Below are 22,348 nucleotides of genomic sequence, written 5' to 3' on the forward strand. Positions count from 1 at the left end.
GATCACGCGCGCCTCAGACCAGCGGCTCGGTCAGGCGCGCTCAGACCAGCAGCTCGGCCAGGAAACGGCGCTGTTCCTCCTGCTGGTAACCGCTTCCGCCCTCATGACCGTTCCACGGCCAGACCGTGATCTCCTTCGGCCCCTGCCAGTGGTTGTAGGCGGCGAAGACCGTCGACGGCGGGCAGACGAAGTCCATCAGCGCCACCGAGTACAGCGCCGGCACCCTCCCCCGGGCCGCGAAGTTCACCCCGTCGAAGTACGCCAGCGTGCGGAACACCTGCTCCGCGCTGTCGCGCCGGCTGGCGAGGAACCGGACCAGCTCCTGGTACGGATCGCGGTCGGTGATCTCGACGGCCCGGCGGAAATGCGTCAGGAACGGCACGTCCACACAGGCCCCCGCCACCGACGGGTGCAGCGCGGCGGTGGCCTGCGCGATGGCGCCGCCCTGGCTGCCGCCGGAGACGACGATCCGGCCCGCGTCCACGGCCGGGTGGGCGGCGGCCGCGTCGACGGCCCTGACGGCGTCGGCGAACACCCGGCGGTAGTAGTAGTCGTCCGGGTCCATGATGCCGCGCGTCATCATCCCGGGAGCCTGCGGGCCGCCCGCGCCGTGCGGGTCGCCGGTGACGCCGGGGGACTGCACGCTGGCGCCGCCGTGACCGCGCGTCTCCATCACGAACACCGCGTACCCGGCGGCCGGCCACAACAGGTGCTGGTGCGGGAAGCCGCGCCCGCCGCCGTAGCCGATGTAGTGCACGACGCACGGCAGCGGGGCCTGCGCGCCGCGCGGGAGCAGGAACCAGCCGTTGATCCGGTGGCCTCCCCAGCCCGCGAACGAGACGTCGTACACCTCCACGTGCGCGAAGGGGGGCGCGTGCGGGGTGAACTCGGCGTCCAGCGCGAACTCCCGGGTCTCCGCGAGCGTGCGGGACCAGAACGCGTCGAAGTCGGCGGGCTCGTCCCGGTCGGGGCGGTAGTCGCGGAGTCGCTCAAGCGGCAGGTCGAACAGGGGCACAGATACTCCAACCTTTCGGGGTGGAGATAATTTCATCGCATCTCCGCACATCAGCGCCACAGGACGCACGATCGCCGGAAATCCGGGTAGTGAGCCCGCCGTGACCGTGCACCTGTTCCAGACCTCCAGCGCCCACCTGGCGTCCGGCATGATCCTCGACGCGCCGCTGGAGTACGACGACTTCCTCCTGCAGTTCGGCGACGAGACCGAGGCGCGGGCCGAACTGGTCCACGCCGGCGAGCGCCCCCTGCTCGTCGTGGGCGGCTACATGACCATGGACGGCACCGTCGTCGACGAGTGCACGTGGATGATCAGCGAAGTGACCGTACGCGGCGACCGGCGCATTCTCCGTCTCGGAGACCCGCTGGAATGACCGTCGTCACGGACGGCACGGCCTGACCCGCGGCCGGTCGGCCCTTTCCGCGTCGACGCGGCCCGGCCGCCGCCGGACGGCCGTAGCGTGAAATGCCGCACCCCTTTCACGGGTGCAGCATTTCACGCGCGAGAATGGCGGGTGGCAAGATCTAGCTGCCGTCGTCCTCGTTCTCGTCAAAGCCCCAGAACTTGTTTCCCTCGCCGCTGTCCGGCCAGAGCCACCATTTCTCGGGGCAGCGCTTGTGGTCGTGGTGACCCCACTTCTTTTCGTATCCGCCGTGCCTGCCCTTGTACTTGTCCCAGTAGTCCTTGAAGCCGCCCCAGTCGTGGTCGCAGTCCCTGCCGCGATCCCCGTCGCAGCCCTTGTCGCGGTCCCAGTCCCAGTCCCGGTCCTTGTCGCGGTCCCAGTCCCAGTCCCGGTCCTTGTCGCGGTCCCAGTCGTCGCCGTCGTCCCAGTCGTGGTCCTTGTGCTTGTCCCAGTCGTGGTCCTTGTGCTTGTGCCAGGAGCCGTGGTGGTGGCCGTGACCGCACCCGCGGCAGCCGTGGTGGCGGTGCCCGCACCTGTGGCAGGGGCGGTGGTGCCCGCACTTGTGGCGGTGTTTGCAGAGGACCGGCTTCTCGTGCGCGAGGACGGCGGTGCCGGCGACCTGGCCGGTGCTCGCGCTCGCCGCCGTCGCGGGGAGGAGCAGAGCTCCCGCGGCGGCGGCCGCCAAAGCCAGTCCGGCGACCTTCTTGGCAGAGCGGATTCGGCTTTCAATGTTCATGGGCGATGGTTTCCGTTCATGGTTCTTCGATCTGGAAGCGGGCTCTTCAGAAAGCCGCGCGACAGCCGCGAACTTACCCTCGCCGCCAAGCGGGACTATGTCGCCACTCAGCAATGTCGGTTAAAGAATCTCCATTATGGGGAACCAAAGAGCGGGTCACCCATATTGTCCCTTTTCGCTGCGATATGCTCTTTACGGAAGGAGACCGTTACTCGGGGTGGTCATTTCCTCATAACGGATACCTTCCCGCTATGATCAACGCCTGCCGCATCGTCCTGCTCGTCCTGTGCCTCGCGATCCCGCCGGCCCTGCCCCTCGCCGCGACGGCGGCGCCGTACGACGACGAGTTCGTCCTGCGGCCGGGCGACCGGGGCGAGGAGGTCCGGTACCTCCAGCGGCAGCTGCGGCAGCGGGGCTACCTGCCGCGCAAGGCGAACGGCGTCTTCGACCAGGAGACTCGCTACGCGGTGTGGGCGTTCAGGAAGAGCAGGGGCCTGCGGGTCGGGAACGTCGTCGACACGGCCGTGTGGAGGCGGCTGGACCGGTACCGGCCGGTGCGCCCGCTGGTGAGGAACGGCGCGCCCAACCGGGTCGAGATCGACCTGCGCCGCCAGCTCCTGGTCGTCTACCGGGCCCGCAGGCCGGTGCTGATCTCGCACGCCTCGACGGGCGCCGGCGTTCGGTTCTGCCAGGGCGGCCGGTGCCGCATCGCCACCACCCCCATCGGCGACTTCCGGGTCTTCAGACGCGATCCCGGCTGGACGAAGGGCCCGCTGGGCTCCATGTACAACTCGCTCTACTTCGTGGGCGGGGTGGCGATGCACGGCTCCCGCGGGGTGCCGTCGTGGCCCGGTTCCCACGGCTGCGTGCGCCTGCCCATGGCGGTCTCCGAGCGCCTGTTCCGGATGGTGGGCATCGGTGAGCCGGTGCACGTCAGGCGCAGCCACCGGTAGGCGGCCTGGCCACGGCGAAAAGCCGTCGAAGAGGGCGGACGCCCGCGGCTAGCGTATGCCGGGTGAATACGGAACGCCTGGCTTTGCGCCCCCTCACCCCGGACGACGCCGACGAGATCGTCCGCCTGCACAACGACCCGGACGTCATGCGCTTCCTCAACGGCGGCAAGCCGACGCCGCGCGAGACGATCGTGCGCGAGACGCTGCCCCGGATGACGACGACGGGCTTCTTCGCCGCCCTGGAGCGGAGCACCGGCGCCTTCGTCGGCTGGTTCCACCTGCGCCCCTCGGCCGAGGACGGGGACGGGGACGAACTGGAGCTGGGCTACCGGCTGCACCGGGAGTTCTGGGGGCACGGGTACGCGACCGAGGGATCGCTGCTGCTGATCGAGCGGGCCTTCGCCGAGCTGGGCGCGCGCCGCGTGTACGCGCAGACGATGACGGTGAACCGGGGTTCGCGCCGGGTCATGGAGAAGTGCGGGCTGCGGTTCGTACGCACCTTCTGGGAGGACTGGGACGACCCGATCGACGGCTCCGAGCAGGGCGAGGTCGAGTACGAGCTGCTCCGGGAGGAGTGGGAGGCGTCCCGCTACGCAGGCCCACCTGGTGTACTGGTCTGACCAGTGACTAAGGTGCTGCCATGACGGCATACGAGCGGTTGTTTCGCCTGGACGGGCGGCGTGCGGTGGTCATCGGGTCCGGCAGTGGCATCGGCAGGGAGGCGGCGCTGGCGCTGGCCGCGCACGGGGCGTCGGTGGTGTGCGCCGACCGCGACCTGCCCGCGGCCGAGGAGACGGCGTCCCGCTGCGGCGGCACCGCCCGGCCGCTCGACGTGCTGGACGGCGCCGCCGTGCACGCCGCGGCGGCCGAGCTGGAGGCGGACGTCCTGGTGTTCACCGCGGCGACCAACGTGCGCAAGCGGTTGCTGGACTACACGTCCGAGGAGTTCCAGCGCGTGGTGGACCTGAACTTGAAGGCGTCGTTCGAGGTGGTGCGGGCGTTCGGCGCGGGCATGGTGGCGCGCGGACGCGGGTCCATCATCGGCTTCGCCTCCATCCGGGCCTCGGTCACCGAACCCGGCCAGGGCGTCTACTCGGCCACCAAGGCCGGACTGGTGCAGTTGCTGCGCACCGCGGCGGCCGAGTTCGGGCCGCACGGGGTGCGGGTGAACGCGATCGCTCCGGGGGTGGTGGAAACCCCGCTCACCCAGCAGATCAAGGAAAATCCGGGCTGGTACGACGCGTACGCGGCCAAGAGCGCCCTGGGCCGCTGGTCCACGGCCGAGGAGATGGCGGGCGCGGTCGTCTACCTGGCCGGCGACGCCGCCAGCTTCGTCACGGGTGCCGTGCTGCACGTCGACGGCGGCTGGACGGCGGTCGACGGCCGCTTCGACCCGCCCAACTGACCCGCCCACCTGATCCACCCACCTGATCCACCGGGCTGACCGGCCCACCTGACCCGCATCCGATCCGCCACGGCGGCGCGCGAAACCCGCGCGCCGCCAGAAACCGGGACCGGAGACGGCTGCCCGACCAGGGACGACGCCCGATCAGGACGGATTCCCGGTCAAGAACGGATTCCCGGTCAAGGACGGATTGCCGGTCAAGGACGGATGATGGCCATCCGGGTCACCGTGAGCTCCTCGATCGCGAACCGCGGGCCCTCCCGGCCGATGCCGGAGTCCTTGACGCCCCCGTACGGCATGTTGTCGGCGCGGAACCCCGGCACCTCGTTGACCACCACTCCCCCGGCCTCGATCCGCTCGATCGCGGCGAACGCGGTGGCCAGGGAGCGGGTGAACACCGAGGCGTGCAACCCGTACCGGGAGGCGTTGACCGCGGCGAACGCGGCCTCCAGGTCGGGCACCTGGCGCACGCACACGACGGGCCCGAAGATCTCCTCGTCCCAGGCGGCGGCCCCGTCGGGCACGCCGGCCAGCAGCGTCGGCGCGATGGCACGGCCGTCACGCACCCCGCCCGTCAGCACCTCGGCCCCGGAGGAGGCGATCCAGTCGAGCACCCGGTCGGAGGCGGCCGGGTCGATGAGCGGCGCCACCCGGGTATCGGGCAGCCGCGGGTCGCCCACCACCACGTCCTTCATCCGGGCGGCCAGCAGGGCCTGGAACTCCGCCGCGACCGGCTCCTCGACGAGCACCCGCTGCACCGAGATGCACGCCTGGCCGGAGGCGTAGTAGCCGCCGCGCACCACCGCGTCCGCGGCCGCCTCCAGGTCGGCGTCGGCGGCCACCACCAGGGCGGCGTTGGAGCCGAGTTCCAGCAGCACCTTCGTGGGGGCGGCGTTGCGGGCGATGGCGTGCCCCGCGGCGGCCGACCCGGTGAACGAGACGGCCCCGATCCGCCGGTCCTCCACCAGCGTCCGGCCCACCTCGACGTCGCCGGTGACGAGCTGCACCGCCGCCGGCGGCAGCGCGCCGGACTCGCGCAGCAGGTGTACCAGCCAGAGCGTGGCCAGCGGCGTCGCGGGAGCGGGCTTGACGATCACCGGGCAGCCGGCGGCCACCGCGGGAGCGATCTTGTGAGCGGCCAGCAGCAGCGGGTAGTTGAACCCGGTGATGCCGACCACCACCCCGATCGGCCGCCGCGTCCAGAACCCGACCAGGCCCTCCCCCGCCGGCAGTAGGTCCAGCGGCACGGTCTCGCCGTGCAGCCGCGCCACCTCCTCGGCGGCCGTGACCAGCGTGACGAGCGTGCGCGCCACCTCGACCCGGCAGTCGACGAGCGGCTTGCCGGTCTCCAGCACGAGCAGGCTCTCGACCTCCTCGCGCCGCGCGGCCAGCGCGTCATGGGCGGCCATGAGCGCGCGGCGGCGGGCGTGCGACGGCAGCGCCGCCATCGCGGGCGCGACCGCCAGCGCCTCCTCGATCGCCCGCGCGGCCAGGGCCGCGTCCCCGACAGGGGCCGGCATCACCGCCGAGCCGTCGTACGGGAAGATCACGTCGGCCTCTGCGGCCGGCCGGACCCAGCCGTCGCCGATCGGCAGCCCTGACGGCCAGGCGTCCTGATAGTTCACGCTTGCGGTCCCCCTCGGTTCATGACGTACGCGACGCGCTCGGGAACACGTCGAGATAGGCGGGCGCGCCTTCCCTGCCGGTGGCGGCCAGCACGGCGTGCGCCACGGCCCGGCTGAACACGTCGGCCCCGGCGGCGAGCAGGTCGTGCAGTTCGGCCCCTGACGGTTCGGCCCCTGACGGTTCGTCCCCGGCGGTCCGTTGCCCGTACACCCGGTCCTCGCCCCGCGGCGTGGGCCGGGCGCAGGTGGCGACGGCGAAGACGGTGTCGCCGTCGACCATGGTGTGCGCCGGGCGGATGGCGCGGGCCAGGCCGTCGTGCGCGACGGCGGCGAGCTTGCCGCACTGGGCCTTGGTGAGGGTCAGGTCGGTGGCGACGACGCCGATCGTGGTGTTCAGCGAGGTGACCCCGGCCGGCCGCCAGGCTTCGACCTCCTGCGCGCGCGGCTTGCGCAGGTGGTCGAACTCTCCCGGCAGCCCGTACCTCGCCCCGGCCGGCCGGCCGCCGCGCGGGTCGAGCACGGAGCCGGCGGCGTTCACCACGGCCAGGGCCGCGACGGTGGCCCCGCAGGGCAGCATCACGCTCGCGGTCCCCACCCCGCCGGCCAGTCCTCCGGCCACGGCGCCCGCCCCGGCGCCGACGGACCCGCTGACATGCCCGGGAGCGGTCCGCCCAAGGTCCGTCCGGTCGGAGGCCGTCTGATCGAGGGTCGTCTGGTCAAGGGCCGGCTGGCCGGGCGGGTCCGCGGCGTCCGCCATGGCCGCGTCGTAGGCGGCCTCGCCGAAGGAGGCGTCCGGGGTGGCGCGGAAGGCTCCGCCGCGGCCGAGGTCGTAGATCACCGCCGCGGGGACGATGGGGACGACGCCGCCCTCGACGGGGAAGCCGACGCCGGCGTCGGCGAGGCGGGACATGACGCCGCAGGCCGCGCTGAGCCCGAACGCGCTGCCGCCCGTCAGGACGACGGCGTGCACGCGTTCCACGAGGTTGCGCGGGTCGAGCAGCTCGGTCTCGCGGGTCCCGGGTGCGGCGCCGCGCACGTCCACGCCGGCCACCATGCCCCCTGCCGGGGCGAGCACGACGGTGGTGCCGGTGCGGTGACCGTCACCGACCCTGTGGTGGTGGCCGACGCGCAGGCCGGCCACGTCCAGCAGGGAGTTGGTGGCACCAGGCTTCACGGCAGGTTCCGGGTGAGGAAGCGCCGGGCCGCCTCGGCGAACACGCGGGTGCACGTGACGATCTCGGCCACCTCGACGTACTCGTCGGCCTGGTGGGCGATCCACTTGCCGCCAGGCCCGTACACGACGGACGGGACGCCGCCCCAGTGGGTGAGCACGGTGCCGTCGGTGGAGCCGGGCACGCCGCCGTAGACGGGCTCCTCGCCGGTGACGTCGCGGTGCGCCGCGGCCAGCGCGGCCACCACCGGGTCGTCGACGGGCACGTCCACCGGCGGCCGGTCGACCAGGACGGACACCTCGGCGGCGATCCCGTCCCAGGCGGCCAGGGCGGCCACCCGGTCGGCGACCTCCTTGTGGTCGACGCCGGGGACGGTGCGCACGTCGACGAAGACGGAGGCGGTGGCCGGGATGACGTTCACCTGCTCCTCGCTGCCCGCGCGGACCACGGTCGGGGTCACGTACACCTCGCCGAGGTGCTCGTGCGCGGGGAAGCGCTGCTGCAGCTCGGCCTGGAGGCGGCGCAGGCCGGTGAGCAGCGCGCCGACGGCCTCGACGGGGTTGCGGCCGTGCTGCGGCATCGCGCCGTGCGCCATCTTGCCGGTGAGGTCGACGCGCAGCCGCAGCGCGCCCTTGGCGACCGCGCAGATCTCGCCGGCCTCCGGCTCGGCCACGATCGCGCCGTCCACGTCGGCGGCCAGCCCCTGGTCGACGAAGTGGTGGGCGCCGAGCATGAGCCCTTCCTCGTCGGCCAGCGCGCACACCTTGATCCGTCCCGGGAACGGTCCAGCGAGCTGCAGCGCGCGGGTGGCGTAGAGGGTGGCGGCCAGGCCGGACTTCATGTCGGCGCTGCCGCGCCCCCACAGTCTGCCGTCGCGGATCTCGCCGCCGAACGGGTCCACCGTCCACTCCGACAGGTCGCCCTCGGTGACGACGTCGGTGTGGCCCTCGAACATCAGGGTGGGCCCGTCACCGCCGCCGCCCTCGACCACGGCGACCACGTTGGGCCTGCCGGGCGCGGCCTCGGACATGACCGGCTCCCAGCCCCACTCGCGCATCTTGGCGGCGACCAGGTCGGCGGCGGGCCGCTCGTCGCGGCCGCGCGCCGGGTCGTTGGTGCTGGGGATGCGGACCAGCGCCTGGGTGAACTCGACGACGCCCCGCGCGTCCACTTCGATCACAGCAATCCTTCCAGAGTCGGTACGGCCTGCAGCAGCGCCCGTGTGTAGGGGTGGCTCGGCTCGATCCAGATGTCGTCGATGGCGCCGGTCTCCACGATCTCGCCGTCGTTCATGACCGCGACCGTCTCGCACACGTGGCGGACGACGGACAGGTCATGGGAGACGAAGACGAGGGTGAGGCCGAGCTCGTCGACGAGGTCGGCCATCAGGTTGAGTATCTGCCCGCGTACGGACACGTCCAGCGCGCTGACCGGCTCGTCGGCGACGAGCACCTTGGGCCGGGGGGCGAGCGCGCGGGCGATGGCGATGCGCTGGCGCTGCCCGCCGGAGAACTGGTGCGGGTAGCGGTCGGCGGCGGCGGCCGGCAGCCCGACCGCGTCCAGCAGCTCGGCCACCCGGCCGCCGACGGACTCGCCGAGGGCGACGAGCGGCTCGGCGACGAGGTCGCGGACCCGCATGCGCGGGTTGAGCGAGCTCATCGGGTCCTGGAAGACGATCTGCAGGCTGTGGCGCAGGAAGCGCAGCCGCCGCTCCGGCAGGCCGGTGATCTCCTGCCCGTCGAACCGGATGGAGCCGGCGGTGGGCTTGTCGAGCGCGCACAGCAGCCGCAGCAGCGTCGACTTGCCGGAGCCGGACTCGCCGACGATGCCGAACCGCTCGCCCTTGTGCACGGTCAGGGACACCCCGCGCAGCGCGTGCACCACCCCGGCGGGCTTGGTGAGCGAGGTGCGGGGCCGGTGGTAGACGCGGGTGAGGCGGCTAGCCTCGATCAGCGGGGTGCCAGCATGCGTGGGCATGGCCCTCTCCTGTCAGCGCAGGGATCTTCTCGCACGTGGGGTCGGCGTGCGGGCAGCGGTTGCGGAAGACGCACCCGCCGGGGAACCGGCCGGCCGGCGGGACGCTGCCCTTGATCGTGGGCAGGCGGGTGCCGCGCGGCGTCAGCCTGGAGGCGGCCAGCAGGCCTTCGGTGTAGCGGTGGCGTGGCCTGGTGAACACCTCGCGGATGGGGCCGCTCTCCACGACGCGTCCCCCGTACATGACCAGGACGCGCTCGCAGACGGAGGCGACCACGGCCAGGTCGTGGGTGATGAACAGCAGCGCGGGCGCCACCTCGGCGATGAGGTCGAGCATCTGCTTCTGCACGGTGACGTCGAGCGCCGTGGTGGGCTCGTCGCAGATGAGCAGCTCGGGCTCGTTGGCCAGGGCGATGGCGAGCATGACGCGCTGGCGCTGGCCGCCGGAGAGCTGGTGCGGGTACGCGCGGGCGACCTGCCGGGGGTCGGGCAGGCGGACCCGGCCGAGCAGGTCGACGGCGCGGGCGCGGGCCTGCTCGCGCGGTTTGCCGTGCAGGGTCATGACCTCGGTGACCTGGGCGCCGACCCGCATGAGCGGGTTGAGCGCGGTCATCGGCTCCTGGAACACCATGGACACGGCACGGCCGCGCAGGTCCTTCAGCCGCGACTCGGGCACGCCGACCAGGTCGCGGTCGTGCAGGCGGGCCCGCCCCGCCGCGGTGACGCCCTCGGGCAGCAGGCCCATGAGCGACAGCGCGGTCAGCGACTTGCCGGAGCCGGACTCGCCGATGAGTCCGACCCGCTCGCCCGGCCCGATCCGGAACGACACGTCGTGCACGAGCTCGACCGTGTGCGCCCGCACGGTCAGCCCCTCAACGCTCAGCACGGATCCTCCTGAGCTTGGGGTCGAGGTAGTCGCGCAGGCCGTCGCCGAGCAGGTTGAAGCCGAGCACGGCCAGCGCGATCGCCAGGCCCGGCCACAGGGCCAGGCGCGGCGTGGAGAACAGCAGTTCCTGCGACTCCTGCAGCATGCGCCCCCACGACGGGGTCGGCGGGCGGGTGCCGAAGCCGAGGAACGACAGCGCGGCCTCGGCCAGGATGGCGATGGCGAACGACACGGACGCCTGCACGATCAGCATCGAGCCGATGTTCGGCAGCACGTGCCGGAACGCCACCTGCAGGCGGCGGCGGCCGGCCGCGCGGGCGGCGAGGATGTAGTCGGTCACCATGACCTGCATGGTCGCCGCCCTGGCGACGCGGGCGAAGGCGGGCACCGTCGCCACGCCGATGGCGATCATGGCGGTCAGCGTGCCGGCCCCGTACACCGCGCCGAGCATGACGGCCAGCAGCAGCGCGGGGAACGCGAACACCAGGTCGTTGACCCGCATGATCAGCTCCGACAGCCAGCGCCAGCGGGTCATGCCGGCGATCATGCCGAGCGGGGTGCCGATCAGCGCGGCGATGCCGACGGCCACGATGCCGACGTACAGGGTGGTGCGCGCGCCGACCATGAGCTGGCTGAAGGTGTCGCGGCCGAACTTGTCGGCGCCCAGGAGGTAGCCGCCGCCGGGGTCGCGCAGCTTGTGGGCCGCGTCGACGAGCACCGGGTCGTGCGGCGTCCACACGAACGACAGCAGCGCGAGGGCGACGACCAGCGCGACCAGGGCGCCGCCGGTGACCAGGCTCGCGTTCAGGTGGCCCCTCATCGCGCCCCCCGCAGTCGCGGGTCGAGCGCCGCGTACGCCACGTCGACCAGGAAGTTGATCAGCAGGACGGCCACCACCAGCACCATGACGACGCCCTGGACGAGCAGCAGGTCGCGGCCCGCGACGCCGTTCAGCAGCAGGTCGCCCAGGCCGGGGATGACGAACACCCGCTCCACCACGACCGCGCCGATGAGCAGCGTGGCCAGTTGCAGGCCGAGCACGGTCACCACCGGGACGGAGGCGTTGCGCAGCCCGTGGCGCCACAGCGCGCCCATCCGGCCGCGGCCCTTGGCGCGGGCGGTGCGCAGGAAGTCCTCGCGCATCACGTCGAGCACGGCCGAGCGGACGTAGCGGGTGAGGACCGCGCCCTGGACCAGGCCGAGCGACAGCCACGGCAGCAGCAGCCCGCGGAACCACTCCACCGGGTCCTCGGCCGCCGGCACGTAGCCGCCGGACGGCAGGACCTGCGCCTGCACCGCGAACACGAACACCAGCAGGATGCCCGCGAGGAACGCCGGGATGGCGATGCCCAGCTGGCTCAGCGCGCTGATGGCGACGCCGAGCGGGTTGCGGTGGTGGACGGCGGCGAACGTGCCGGCCGGGACCGCGATCAGCAGGGCCACCAGCATGCCGCCGCCGACCAGCACGGCGGTGACGGCCAGCCGTTCGCCGATCTGCGGCCCGATCGGCGAGCTCGTCACGTAGGAGGTGCCGAAGTCGCCGGTGACCAGCCCGCCGAACCAGTCGGCGAACTGGGTGAGCGGCGGCCGGTCGGTGCCGAACTCCGCGCGCAGCCGGGCCACCGCCTCGGGGGTCGCGTTCACGCCCAGCGCCACCTCGGCGGGGTCGCCCGGCAGCAGGGCCATGAACCCGAACACCAGCACGCCCGCGGCCGCGGTGCTCACGAGGAACACCGCGGCCCTTTTGAGCAGGTAAAGAATCACTGCTTGGCGAGCCCGGTGAAGTCGAAGGACTCCGCGATGGCGTTCTTCGGCAGGCCGGTCACGCCCTTCTTGGCCACGATCAGGTTCGGGAAGCCGAAGAGGAAGTCGGCGGCGGCGTCCTCGGACAGCAGCTTGGCGGCCGCCTTGTAGTTGTCGATCTGCTCCTGCTCGGTGCCCTCGTCGGCGGCCGCGAGCAGCTTGCCGAACTCGGGGTTGTCGTAGCGGAAGTAGTAGTCCTTGTTGGCGAAGATGCTGATGTCGCGGGGCTCGACGTGGTTGATGATCGACAGGTCGTAGTCGGCCTTGGTGAACACCAGGTCCAGCCAGCGGGCCGGGAACTCCAGCGGCTCGATCTCGGCGTTGATGCCGACCTGGGCCAGCTGGGACTTGACGACCTGCCCGGCGGCGACCGCGTACGGCAGGTTGGGGATGCGCATCTTCACGTCGTACGTCTTGCCGCCCAGCAGTTCCTTGGCCTTGGCGACGTCGTAGGGGTAGTCGCCGGTGCGGTCCTCGTACCACGGGTCGGTGGGCGGCACCATCGAGCCGATCAGCTCACCGCGGCCGGCCCAGGCGGTGTCGAGCAGCGCGCGGTGGTCGATGGCGTGGCGGACGGCCTGGCGGACCTTCTTGTCGTCGAACGGCGGCCGGCCGTTGTTCATCGACAGGACCACCTCGCCGTTCGTGCTGCCCTCGACGGTCTCGAACCGGTTGGGGTCGGCGAACTGCTGCAGCGACTCGGGCGCCTGCACCGCGGAGATGACGTCGATGCCGCCGGTCAGCAGCGCGTTGTTCATCGCCGTGGCGTCCTTGAAGTACTTCAGCGTCACGGAGGAGACCTGCGGCTTGGTGCCCCAGTAGCCGTCGTTGGCGTCCAGCCGGATGTGGTCGCCGCGCCGCCACTCGCCCAGCTTGTAGGGGCCGGTGCCGACGGGGGCGTTGGCCAGGTCGGAGACGCCGGTGCGGCTGAACATGGCGCCGAGCCGGGTGGCGATCGTGTACATGAAGCTGTTGCTGGGCTTGGAGAGCGTGACGACGGCGGTGGTGTCGTCCTTCTTCTCCACCTTCTCGACCACGTCGAGCTGCGAAGTGATCTTCAGCTTCCAGTCGGTCTTCACCCGGTCGAAGGAGAACACCACGTCGTCGGCGGTGAAGGGGGCGCCGTTGGTGAACTTGACGCCCTGGCGCAGGGTGAAGGTGTAGGTCTTCCGGTCGTCGGAGACCTCCCACTTCTCGGCGAGCAGCGGCACGAGCTTGCCGTCCTGGTCGAGCTTGACCAGCCCCTCGTAGACGTTCACGAGCAGCGCCTGCGGGATGGCGGCGCCCTCGGTCGAGGTGAAGTCGAGGTTGGCCGGCTCGGCCACGAACCCGACTGACAGTTTCTGCTCCTGAGGGGCCTGCTGCTCGTTGCCCGCGCTCCCGGAGGAGCCGCTGCCCCCGCCGCAGGCGGCGATGCTCAGCAGGAGACCGCCCGCGGCGATCCAGGTCCCGATTCGCCTCATTGTCCTTCAGCCTCCTGGCTAGTGCACTGGTCTGACCAGTAGGCTGCACATTGCCAGTCCGCTACGGCTCAGGTCAAGGGGGCTTAAATGGGTGGTCCACGGTTCGAGCCGGTGCGGACCATACGCGCGTACGAGCGGATCGTGGAGCAGGTCGAGGGGGCCATCGAGTCGGGGACGCTCACGCCGGGGCAGCGGCTGCCGAGCGAGCGCGATCTCATGGCGCAGTTCTCGGTGAGCCGCTCCACGGTGCGCGAGGCGCTGCGCGTCCTGCAGGCGCGCGGGTTCGTCCAGTCCCGCCCGGGGGATCCGAACGGGGCCGAGGTGCTGCCGTTCTCCCCCGCCGCGCTGCACAGGTCGATGACCACGCTGGCCCGGGTGGACGAGCTGTCGCTGGGCGAGCTGGTGCAGTTCAGGATGGTGCTGGACGCCTCGGCCAACCTGCTCGCGGCGCGGCTGCGCACCGAGGAGCAGCTCGCCGAGATGGACGCGGCCATCGACCGGATGCGCAAGGCGGCCGAGGTCAGCTACGACGAGTTCAGCGCGGCCGACGTGGCCTTCCACGACGCGGTGGCGCGGGCCTCGCGCAACAAGCTCATCCAGATCAGCACCGAGGTGGTCCGGTCGATCGTGGTCAACCTGATCGCCGGCAAGCTCGCCTCGTCGGACGACCGGGTGGCGCTCATGCGGCGCAGCATCCGCCACCACGAGGAGGTGCTGGACGCGGTGCGGGCCGGCGACGGCGCGCTCGCGGCCAGGCTGTCGCGGGAGACGATGTACGACTACTACCTCGACTACGTGCCCGCCGACGAGCGCCCGGCGCTCCGCGCGCTGCTGGAGGACTGACGTTCCCCAGGCGGTGAGGTCTACGGTGCAATCCGGGTAAAGAGTGTTATGTTGCACCCGTGGCTGGGGAGGAGTCGGTGGCCGAGGCATTCCTGCGCGAGCCCCGCCGCTACACCAGCCACCAGGTGGCCGAGATGGCCGGGGTGCCGGTCTACCGCGCCCGGCGGTTCTGGCGGGCGCTCGGCTTCGCCAACGTGGCCGACGACGCGGTGGAGTTCACCGACTCCGACGTCGAAGCGCTCAAGACGCTGCTCGGCATGGTGAGCGACGGCGTCTACGACGAGGACCACGTCCTGCTCATCGCCCGCTCGCTCGGCCGCGCGACCGCCCGGCTGGCCGAGTCGCAGGCCGAGCTGGGCGCCGAGGCGCTCGACCAGGCGGGGGTGCCGCTGGCCGAGCGGCCCAGGGCGTGGCGCCGGCGGGCCGAGCGGGTGGTGCCCGACCTCGCCAAGCTGCTGGTCTACGCCTGGCAGCGCCAGCTCGCCGCCGCCGCGGGCCGGCTGGCCGTGCAGGACCTGCACGCGGTACGGGTCACGGTCGGGTTCGCCGACCTGGTCGCGTTCACCCGGCTGAGCAGGCAGATCACCGAGACGGAGCTGGCGGCGCTGATCGACAGGTTCGAGGGCCGCTCGGCCGACATCGTCACCTCCCACGGCGGCCGCGTGGTCAAGACGCTGGGCGACTCGGTGCTGTTCGTGGCCGACAAGTCGCACGTGGCCGCCGACATCGGGCTGCGGCTGGTGGAGACGCACGCCAAGACCCGCGGCATGCCGGAGCTGCGGGTGGGCCTGGCGGCAGGGCCGGTGATATGGCGCATGGGCGACGTCTTCGGCACCACCGTGAACCTGGCCAGCCGGCTGACCGCGCTGGCCCTGCCGGGGACGATCCTGGCCGATCCGCGCGCGGCCGAGGACCTGGAGAACGACCGGGCGTTCCGGCTGCGGGCGGTGGACCGGCTGTCGGTGCGCGGCCTCGGCGAGCTGGTCCCCTTCACCGTGACCCGCGCCTGAGCCCTGCCTGAGCCCCGCCCGAGTCATGCCGGGCGAGCGGGTCGTGGTGACCGCGAAGATCACCGTGGACGGCGGCCACCCCAACCGTCCCGTCCGCTGGTCGGTCGGGCTCTACGGCGAGTAGGAACATTTCCCTCCCGCCCTTGTTGCACAGGGGTATGAGACCGCTCTCGATCCTCGACCGTTCGCTGGTCCGGCAAGGGCAGTCCCCGGCGGCGGCGCTGCGCGACACCGTGCGCTTCGCCCGCCGGGCCGAGGAGCTCGGCTACCACCGCTTCTGGGTGTCGGAGCATCACAGCGTCCCCGGCGTCGCCGGGTCGGCGCCGACCGTGCTGGCGGCGGCCGTCGCCGCCGCCACCTCCCGGATCCGGGTGGGCACCGGCGGGGTGATGCTGCCCAACCACCGGCCGATGGTGGTGGCCGAGCAGTTCGGCGTCCTGGAGTCGCTGTATCCGGGCCGGGTGGACATGGGCCTGGGCCGGTCGGTGGGGTTCACCGGCGGCATCCGCAAGGCGCTCGGCCCGTCCCGTCGGGCGGTCAGCTGAGCTGCAGGATGAGCGCCAGTTGCGCGATGACCGCGGCGGCGACCGCGCCGACGCCCGTGAGGGTGACGACCAGCAGGCTCGCGCGGAACAGCGCGGTGACGGCCTTGCTGAAGTGGCGGACCGCGGCGACGACGGTCCAGACGGCGAGGACGGCCACGAGGTAGAGAAAGCCACGCGCCATCGCGACGCCTTCGGGGCTGGCGAGAAGGGCAACGGTGACGTACATGTCGGGATCCTGATGGTTCGGCGTCCAGGGGCTGGGGTAGGTGCGGCGTTCCCGGTCGTCGCGGGAGTGCCGCCGGTTCGCCGGGGTGCTCGCCCGCTTGGCCTCGGGGTCCTGGGCGGATCTCTGCTGCGCATGCGCATCCCCGTGAGTGAACTTCAGTTAATCTTCATTTATCTAGCTGAAGACTTGCCCTTTTTCAGAAGCATTAATCCCTCTGTTAGGCAAGTCCAGCTCCACTAGAATGGCCACCTCTGCGGTGTTTCGGTGCTGGCCTGCGCGGATAGGCTCGTCTGGGGCAGTCGGTAGAGGTTTACTTAAGGAGTAGACCTCGGATGGGGGTGTCCTCATGGCGGATTCCGGCCAGGCCCTAGCGCGCCGGCTCCGGCAACTTCGTCAGCAGCAGTGGCCCGACACGACGGTCAGGCAGCCGCAGCTGGCCCGCGCGCTCAACGTCAGCGTGCCCCTCATCTCGTCCTGGGAGAACGAGAGCACCCCCAAGGTGCCCCCGGTCTCCCGGCTGCAGACGTACGCGCTGATCTTCTGCACCCGCCGCTCGATCGACGGCGACCAGCTCGTCCCCCTCGACGAGACCGAGCTGACGACCGAGGAGTCGCGGCTGCGCGACAAGCTCCTGCACGAGCTGCTCGACCTGCGCACCGTCGCCCTGAGCCGGACGCCCGCGCCGGGGAGCGCGCCGGCCAACCCGTGGCAGTTCGACGACGGCAACAGGATCGTCATCGTCTGCGCCCGGCTCCCTGACGAGCTCCTGACGCGGATGCCCTACGTCCGCCCCGAGGACCCCGACTACATCGAGCTCTACACCTACGCCGACCTCGACTCGCTGTTCGAGCTGCACGGGCACATCCGCGCCTTCAACCCCGGCGGCGAGGTCCGCCGCCGCACCGCCAAGGAACTGGAGCCGGACGACCTGACCTCCCACCTGGTCCTCCTCGGCGGCGTCGACTGGAACGACCTCACCTCCGACGTCTTCCAGGTCCTCGACCTGCCGGTGCGGCAGGTCAACGACTGGGGCGGCGACGAGGGGCCCTACTTCTCCCACGGCGACCGGCGGTTCTCCCCCCAGCTGGCCGACGGCCGGCTCCGCGAGGACGTGGCGCTGTTCTACCGCGGGCCGAACCCCTACAACGCCCGGCGCACCCTGACGATCTGCAACGGCATGTACGGCCGCGGCACGCTCGGCGTGGTCCGGGCCCTGACCGACAGCAACTTCCGCGACCGCAACACCGCCTGGCTCCATGAGCGCTTCGGCGCGGAAGAGGCCTACGCCCTGCTCAGCAAGGTCCGCGTGGTCAGAGGCCAGGTCATCACCCCGGACTGGACACTGGACGGACTGAGGCTGGTCGAATGGCCTGACTGACCACGCACTCGACACCGCCCGATCACGGGACCGACATCCCGCAGGAAGACCCGAGCCAGGACCCGCACATGAACGCTGCACGGGAGCCGAAGAGCACGCCGGCTCCACCGCCGTCACCGGCGGCGCACCACCACGCGTCCCACCGGCGGCTGCTGCACGATCCCGGCGCCCCGGGCGACCTGGCCGGGATCGACGCGATCGTGGTGCCGACCGCCCGCCCGAGCCAGTACCTGCGGCACGCCTCCCACCTGGCCGAGACGCTGCGGTGCCCGCTGGTGGTGCTGTGCAGCGGCAGGTGGACCAGCGCCGCGCGGGTGCGCGCCGGGACGGCTCCCGGCGCCGACGTCCTCGCCATCGACTTCACCGGGGCGTCGGCCCCCCGGCTGCCCGCGCTGGAGACGTCCACCGTGCTGCCGCCGAGGCTGCGGCGGAACGCCGACACGGCGGCCAAGCGCAACTTCGCGCTGGCCCTGGCCCGGATGGTCGGCTGGCGCCGGATCGCGTTCCTCGACGACGACATCGAGGTGCGGGCTCCGGACGACCTGCGCAGGGCGGCCGGGCTGCTCGACCGCTTCGACGCCGCCGGGCTGTCGATCGGCGGGTTCCCGGACAACTCGGTGGTGTGCCACGCCTACCGCGCCGTCGGCGGCGACCAGGACTCCTTCGTGGGCGGCGGCGCCCTGGTCGTGGAGACCGTACGGAACGTCGCGTTCTTTCCGAACATCTACAACGAGGACTGGTTCTACCTGCTGAAGGAGGACGGGCTGCGCCCGCTCGCCGTCACCGGCCAGGTCAGGCAGGCGCCCTACGACCCGTTCCGCACGACGGAGCGGGCCCGGTCCGAGGAGATGGGGGACGTGCTGGCCGAAGGGGTGTTCTGGCTGCTGGACGAGGGCAGATCGGTGCGGGACGCCGACCTGCGGCACTGGACGGCGTTCCTGGCCAGGCGGCGGCGGTTCATCGAGGCCATCCTCGACCGCCTGCCGCGCGCGCCGGTGCGCCCGGACGAGCGGCGCCGCATGGAGGAGTCGCTCAAGGCCGCCCGCGGCCGCCTCGCACTGATCCGGCCGGAGCTGTGTCTCGCCTACCTCGACGCGTGGCGGGCCGATGGCAAGGTGTGGCGGGACTTCGTGGAACTGCTGCCCAGCGGCGTTTCCCTCGGCGACGCGCTACGCTACCTGGCCACCCCGGGCGTCCCCGCCGCCGCGGGGCGGGGCGGCGTCCGGCGTCCCGGTCTCACCCTTACCTGAGAGAACATCGGACTATGCTTGCCGTCAGCCCTTTCGCCGCTTGATTGTAGACGTCATGCTTCATGTCCGGATTCGAGCGGCCGTGGACGGGGATCTCGCGGCCCTGGTGAACTCCCTGGGGCAGGAGCCGTACTTCCGGGCACAGCTGGCCCGTCAGCGGGAGAAGCGCGGGGAGCTGCTGGTGGCCTGGCAGGGCGTCGTCCCGATCGGGGACGTCTATCTCTGGCTCGACCAGGCCGAGGAGCCGGAGATACGCGAACGGCTGCCGGGGGTGCCGCTGCTGACCCACCTGGAGGTGGCGCGCGAGCACCGCGACCGGCGGATCGGCACCCGGCTGATGGACGCCGCCGAGCGGCGTTTACGCGAGCTCGGCCATGACCGGGTGGCGCTGGGCGTGGATCCGGCGAACCACCGGGTGTGGTCCCTGTACCGGCGGCTCGGGTACGAGGAGTGGCCGTATCCTCCCGTACCGACGACGCGCCGGATCTACCTGCCGGGCGGCAGGGTCGAGCAGGTGCCTGACGTGTGCCGGGTGCTGGTGAAGGACCTGCGCGAGCCCGGGGCCCGCGAGGGCTAGGGATCGCCGGCGGCCGCACCGGGCAGGCCGGAAGGACACCTGGTCCACCGCTACGCCGACGAGCGGCAGGACGCGCTCGCGGGCCGGACAGGCAGAGCCGGGGGCGTCGCCGCCCCCGGCCCTGGTCATGTCACTGGTCAGAACGGCGCGTTGTGCACCGAGTTGACCTTCAGACCGGTGATCTTGATCTGCTTCATCCGCACCGTCGAGGTGCCCGCCGGCTTGGTGCAGGCGAAGGTGAACACCCCGTTGCCGGTGAAGTTGTGCACCACGTTGAGCGCCACGGTCTGCTGCGAGTTCGGCGGCAGCGTGACGAAGGCGTGGTCGGTGTCGGCTCCCCCTTCGGCGCTGACGAGGCAGGTGTAGAGGATCGCCGTGCTGCCCGTGTTCTCGGCCGTCAGCTTGACGGTGACGGTGTAAGGCCCGCTGAAGATGGCCTGGTTGAACGACGGGCTGATCGAGTTGACGTGGATCAGCTCGTTGTTCCAGCGGCTGATCACTTCGGGCGCCGCCGCCTCGGCGGTCACGGCGTTCCCTGCCAGCAGCGCGCCGGCCGCCGCGGCCACCACCAGGGTGGAGGCGATGCGCAGGCGGCGCGACGCGATCGAAGGCATGGACATGACAGGTCTCCTTCTGGAAAGGGATGGCCCCGCGGACGGTCCGCCGCGGGGTTCGGCGACCTCCGGCGGCCGAGGCGGTCTGCCTGCCGGGGATGCGCACCAGCGAAACCTAGCCCGGCTCGCGGCCCCGTGACCGCGCAGAACTGCACGGACCCCGCGCGTCGTTCGCCCTGGCGGCGGGGGCGGGTTCCGTGCCGCGCGCCCCGGTCGCGAGGCGGTCGCTCAGCTGCGGTCCCTCTCCCGCCTGAGCGGCTCGTACAGGCTGCTCCAGCCGTTGAACAGGCCGCTCAGCGCGTAGTGGACGTTGGTGACGAGCATCGTGGCGACGGTGGCGACCGCGTACAGCAGGGTTCCGGCCGCGCGCACCGCGTCGACGGGGAGCGCGTACGCGAGAGCCACCCGCGCGGCCGCGTCGAGCAGCAGCGCGACGCCCCAGATGGCGGACGAGACCCGCCAGAGGCGGCGGAAGCGGGGCAGCCGCTCCCAGTAGACCTCCCACGGCTCGCGCGCCGGGCCGAGGGGGAAGCGCCGCTCCAGCAGGGGGCGGGTGAACAGGTAGGCGAGCGGCCGGGACATCTTGACGGAGGCCAGGAACCACAGGCCGGCGGCGGCGGTGACCCAGCCCTCCTTGGCCAGCAGCAGCCGTTCGTCGCCGGTGACGAGCGCGACCACCACGGCGACGGCGAGCATGGCGGTGAAGAACGCGCTCAGCCCGTCGAGCGTGCGTTCGCGCAGCAGCTTGTAGCCGGTGAACGCGGCCGACACCAGCGTGTCGGCCAGCAGCGCCAGGTAGACGCTGACGCCGGCGGCGCGCAGCCCGTAGTAGATCACCAGGGGGACGCCGAGGTTGACGGCGACGGTCGGCCACCGCCCCGTCATGGGCCCGCCCGCGTGGCCAGGTCGAACATCGTCTCCAGCTCGCGTGCCGTCAGCTCCAGGTCGAGGTCCGGCTTGGCGCGCAGCAGGAACGGCAGGCCGTCGAGCGAGCGCTGGATCGTGGCGGCCATGACGAACGGGTCGAACGGGCGGAACTCCCCCCGCTCCTGGCCATCGCGCAGGATGGCCTCCAGGTGGCCGAGCGTGCGGATCTCCTCGCCGGGACCGTAGGAGCCGGTCTCGCCCGGATGGGCGAGGAAGATCGTCATCAGGGCCCGCATCTCGTCGCGGTGGCCGGCGTTGAACGCGACCAGCCCGCCGATGTAGGCGCGCAACCGGCTCCTGGCGTCCGGCTGCGCGCTCACCCGCTGGTGCATGAAGCGCCCGAGCTGGTCGAGCACGTGCGCGACCACGGCGGCCATGAGCTCGTCCTTGCCGGCGAAGTGGTACGAGATCAGCCGGGTGCTGCTCAGCCCGGCCCGCTCGGTGATCTTGGCGAACGAGGCGCCCCCGTAGCCGAACCGGCCGAGGGTCTCGACGGTCGCGGCGATGATCTGCGCGCGCCTGGCCTCCCCGGTGAACGTCCGCCTTTTTACTTGCATGAGTAAAGAGTAACTCAACCAAGTAATGAACGAAGTGGGCGAGGCCGGGGACGCGAGCCGCCCGGCCGGTCTACCGTGCGCGCATGACGATCCGCAGCCTGATCGTGAGTGTGCTGGCCGTGCTGTCGGCCGGTACCGTCGCCTTCGTGGTGACGCCATCGACTTCCTCCGCGACCGCCGCCGACCGCGGCCGCGCCCGGCCGCCCCTGGTCATCGGCCATCGCGGCGCCAGTGCCCACCGCCCCGAGCACACGCTGCTCTCGTACGAGGCCGCGATCGCGATGGGCGCCGACTACATCGAGCCCGACCTCGTCCCCACCCGCGACGGCGTGCTCGTCGCGCGGCACGAGAACGAGATCTCGCAGACCACCGACGTGGCCGAGCGGGCGGAGTTCGCCGGCAGGCGCGCCACCAAGACGATCGACGGCCGCGAGGTGACCGGCTGGTTCACCGAGGACTTCACCCTGGCCGAGCTCAAGACGCTGCGGGCCAGGGAGCGGGTGCCCGAGCTGCGCCCGGACAACACGGCCTTCGACGGGCTGGCCGAGATCCCCACCTTCCAGGAGGTCGTCGAGCTGGCGCTGCGGCACGGGGTGGGCGTCTACCCGGAGACCAAGCATCCGACGTACTTCGACTCCATCGGCCTGTCGCTGGAGGAGCCGCTGCTGGAGACGCTGGAGCGCAACCGCGTGCGCGAGGCGTACATCCAGTCCTTCGAGACCGCCAACCTGCGCGAGCTGGCCGGCAGGACCAGGCTGCCGCTCATCCAGCTCATCAGCGCGAGCGGCGCCCCGTACGACCTGGTCGCCGCGGGCGACGGCCGCACCTACGACGACCTGGTCACCCCGGCGGGCCTGCGCGAGGTGGCCCGGTACGCCGACGGGATCGGCGTCGACACCCGGCGCGTGCTGCCCGTCGGCGCCCCCCCCCCCCCCCCGGCGCCGGGCGGGCGGGCCTGGAGCAGGCTCGCCCCGCCGACGAACATC

At 72.0% G+C, this 22,348-nt stretch carries 25 protein-coding genes; 11 read left to right on the forward strand and 14 right to left on the reverse strand.

Annotated features, from left to right (window positions below; genetic code table 11):
* Positions 1-40 precede the first annotated feature (40 nt).
* Complete coding sequence (locus OUY22_RS25745) at positions 41-1,015, reverse strand: acetylxylan esterase (protein WP_270157731.1); 975 nt, start codon at positions 1,013-1,015, stop codon at positions 41-43.
* A gap of 100 nt (positions 1,016-1,115) precedes the next feature.
* On the opposite strand from OUY22_RS25745, the gene OUY22_RS25750 reads away from it, so the two are divergent.
* A complete protein-coding gene (locus tag OUY22_RS25750; protein WP_270157732.1) occupies positions 1,116-1,388 on the forward strand; it encodes a hypothetical protein in 273 nt (90 codons plus the stop codon).
* Positions 1,389-1,539: 151 nt separating this feature from the next.
* Here the strand turns inward: OUY22_RS25750 and OUY22_RS25755 are convergent, their stop codons facing one another.
* Entirely contained in the window at positions 1,540-2,154 is a 615-nt protein-coding gene (locus OUY22_RS25755; protein WP_270157733.1) for a hypothetical protein, read from the reverse strand.
* Positions 2,155-2,405: 251 nt separating this feature from the next.
* On the opposite strand from OUY22_RS25755, the gene OUY22_RS25760 reads away from it, so the two are divergent.
* From OUY22_RS25760 to OUY22_RS25770, 3 genes are all read left to right on the forward strand, one after another.
* Positions 2,406-3,107, forward strand: coding sequence for a L,D-transpeptidase family protein (locus tag OUY22_RS25760; RefSeq protein ID WP_270157734.1), 702 nt, complete (start codon positions 2,406-2,408; stop codon positions 3,105-3,107).
* A gap of 62 nt (positions 3,108-3,169) precedes the next feature.
* Positions 3,170-3,727, forward strand: a complete 558-nt coding sequence (locus OUY22_RS25765; protein WP_270157735.1) for a GNAT family N-acetyltransferase — start codon at positions 3,170-3,172, stop codon at positions 3,725-3,727.
* Between the two features lie 20 nt (positions 3,728-3,747).
* The gene (locus tag OUY22_RS25770; protein ID WP_270157736.1) at positions 3,748-4,512 is read left to right on the forward strand and encodes an SDR family NAD(P)-dependent oxidoreductase; all 765 of its coding nucleotides are present in this window, start codon (positions 3,748-3,750) and stop codon (positions 4,510-4,512) included.
* A 197-nt stretch (positions 4,513-4,709) separates the two neighbouring features.
* Here OUY22_RS25770 and OUY22_RS25775 read toward each other — a convergent pair whose 3' ends face one another.
* The 8 genes from OUY22_RS25775 to OUY22_RS25810 are packed head-to-tail and all read right to left on the reverse strand — an operon-like array spanning position 4,710 to position 13,435.
* Positions 4,710-6,137 carry an aldehyde dehydrogenase family protein gene (locus OUY22_RS25775; protein WP_270157737.1) on the reverse strand — a complete coding sequence of 476 codons (1,428 nt, stop codon included), beginning with the start codon at positions 6,135-6,137 and terminating at the stop codon, positions 4,710-4,712.
* Between the two features lie 19 nt (positions 6,138-6,156).
* On the reverse strand, positions 6,157-7,311 hold the full coding sequence (locus OUY22_RS25780; RefSeq protein ID WP_270157738.1) for a P1 family peptidase: 1,155 nt from the start codon (positions 7,309-7,311) through the stop codon (positions 6,157-6,159).
* Positions 7,308-8,489, reverse strand: a complete 1,182-nt coding sequence (locus OUY22_RS25785) for a M20 family metallopeptidase (protein ID WP_270157739.1) — start codon at positions 8,487-8,489, stop codon at positions 7,308-7,310. The genes OUY22_RS25780 and OUY22_RS25785 overlap by 4 nt, the downstream gene beginning before the upstream one ends.
* On the reverse strand, positions 8,486-9,286 hold the full coding sequence (locus OUY22_RS25790; protein ID WP_270157740.1) for an ATP-binding cassette domain-containing protein: 801 nt from the start codon (positions 9,284-9,286) through the stop codon (positions 8,486-8,488). The genes OUY22_RS25785 and OUY22_RS25790 overlap by 4 nt, the downstream gene beginning before the upstream one ends.
* Complete coding sequence (locus OUY22_RS25795) at positions 9,249-10,169, reverse strand: ABC transporter ATP-binding protein (protein ID WP_270157741.1); 921 nt, start codon at positions 10,167-10,169, stop codon at positions 9,249-9,251. Before OUY22_RS25795 ends, OUY22_RS25790 begins: the two co-directional genes overlap by 38 nt.
* The gene (locus tag OUY22_RS25800) at positions 10,156-10,989 is read right to left on the reverse strand and encodes an ABC transporter permease (protein WP_270157742.1); all 834 of its coding nucleotides are present in this window, start codon (positions 10,987-10,989) and stop codon (positions 10,156-10,158) included. The genes OUY22_RS25795 and OUY22_RS25800 overlap by 14 nt, the downstream gene beginning before the upstream one ends.
* A complete protein-coding gene (locus OUY22_RS25805) occupies positions 10,986-11,933 on the reverse strand; it encodes an ABC transporter permease (protein ID WP_270157743.1) in 948 nt (315 codons plus the stop codon). Before OUY22_RS25805 ends, OUY22_RS25800 begins: the two co-directional genes overlap by 4 nt.
* Positions 11,930-13,435: an ABC transporter substrate-binding protein gene (locus tag OUY22_RS25810; protein WP_270157744.1), complete on the reverse strand. Its 1,506-nt coding sequence runs from the start codon at positions 13,433-13,435 to the stop codon at positions 11,930-11,932. The genes OUY22_RS25805 and OUY22_RS25810 overlap by 4 nt, the downstream gene beginning before the upstream one ends.
* Positions 13,436-13,546: 111 nt before the next feature.
* On the opposite strand from OUY22_RS25810, the gene OUY22_RS25815 reads away from it, so the two are divergent.
* The 3 genes from OUY22_RS25815 (at position 13,547) to OUY22_RS25825 (ending at position 15,833) form a co-directional block, all read left to right on the forward strand.
* Entirely contained in the window at positions 13,547-14,278 is a 732-nt protein-coding gene (locus OUY22_RS25815; protein WP_270157745.1) for a FadR/GntR family transcriptional regulator, read from the forward strand.
* A 59-nt stretch (positions 14,279-14,337) separates the two neighbouring features.
* Positions 14,338-15,288, forward strand: coding sequence for an adenylate/guanylate cyclase domain-containing protein (locus tag OUY22_RS25820; protein ID WP_270157746.1), 951 nt, complete (start codon positions 14,338-14,340; stop codon positions 15,286-15,288).
* 158 nt (positions 15,289-15,446) lie between these two features.
* Positions 15,447-15,833 carry an MsnO8 family LLM class oxidoreductase gene (locus OUY22_RS25825; protein WP_333486789.1) on the forward strand — a complete coding sequence of 129 codons (387 nt, stop codon included), beginning with the start codon at positions 15,447-15,449 and terminating at the stop codon, positions 15,831-15,833.
* Here the strand turns inward: OUY22_RS25825 and OUY22_RS25830 are convergent.
* Positions 15,826-16,059: a hypothetical protein gene (locus OUY22_RS25830; protein ID WP_270157747.1), complete on the reverse strand. Its 234-nt coding sequence runs from the start codon at positions 16,057-16,059 to the stop codon at positions 15,826-15,828. The genes OUY22_RS25825 and OUY22_RS25830 overlap by 8 nt on opposite strands.
* A 346-nt stretch (positions 16,060-16,405) precedes the next feature.
* On the opposite strand from OUY22_RS25830, the gene OUY22_RS25835 reads away from it, so the two are divergent.
* The 3 genes from OUY22_RS25835 (at position 16,406) to OUY22_RS25845 (ending at position 19,264) form a co-directional block, all read left to right on the forward strand.
* The gene (locus OUY22_RS25835) at positions 16,406-17,437 is read left to right on the forward strand and encodes a hypothetical protein (RefSeq protein ID WP_270157748.1); all 1,032 of its coding nucleotides are present in this window, start codon (positions 16,406-16,408) and stop codon (positions 17,435-17,437) included.
* A 68-nt stretch (positions 17,438-17,505) separates the two neighbouring features.
* The gene (locus tag OUY22_RS25840) at positions 17,506-18,687 is read left to right on the forward strand and encodes a hypothetical protein (protein ID WP_270157749.1); all 1,182 of its coding nucleotides are present in this window, start codon (positions 17,506-17,508) and stop codon (positions 18,685-18,687) included.
* 82 nt (positions 18,688-18,769) lie between these two features.
* Entirely contained in the window at positions 18,770-19,264 is a 495-nt protein-coding gene (locus OUY22_RS25845; RefSeq protein WP_270157750.1) for a GNAT family N-acetyltransferase, read from the forward strand.
* Between the two features lie 137 nt (positions 19,265-19,401).
* On the opposite strand, the gene OUY22_RS25850 is transcribed toward OUY22_RS25845, so the two are convergent.
* The 3 genes from OUY22_RS25850 to OUY22_RS25860 form a co-directional block, all read right to left on the reverse strand.
* Positions 19,402-19,884 carry a hypothetical protein gene (locus tag OUY22_RS25850; RefSeq protein ID WP_270157751.1) on the reverse strand — a complete coding sequence of 161 codons (483 nt, stop codon included), beginning with the start codon at positions 19,882-19,884 and terminating at the stop codon, positions 19,402-19,404.
* Between the two features lie 222 nt (positions 19,885-20,106).
* Positions 20,107-20,763, reverse strand: a complete 657-nt coding sequence (locus OUY22_RS25855) for a VC0807 family protein (protein WP_270157752.1) — start codon at positions 20,761-20,763, stop codon at positions 20,107-20,109.
* The gene (locus OUY22_RS25860; RefSeq protein WP_270157753.1) at positions 20,760-21,362 is read right to left on the reverse strand and encodes a TetR/AcrR family transcriptional regulator; all 603 of its coding nucleotides are present in this window, start codon (positions 21,360-21,362) and stop codon (positions 20,760-20,762) included. The genes OUY22_RS25855 and OUY22_RS25860 overlap by 4 nt, the downstream gene beginning before the upstream one ends.
* Before the next feature lie 83 nt (positions 21,363-21,445).
* Here OUY22_RS25860 and OUY22_RS25865 point away from each other — a divergent pair.
* Positions 21,446-22,348: glycerophosphodiester phosphodiesterase family protein (locus tag OUY22_RS25865; protein ID WP_270157754.1), on the forward strand; the 903-nt coding region annotated here is incomplete at its 3' end.

This window comes from Nonomuraea corallina, assembly GCF_027620315.1.
Lineage (GTDB): Bacteria > Actinomycetota > Actinomycetes > Streptosporangiales > Streptosporangiaceae > Nonomuraea > Nonomuraea corallina.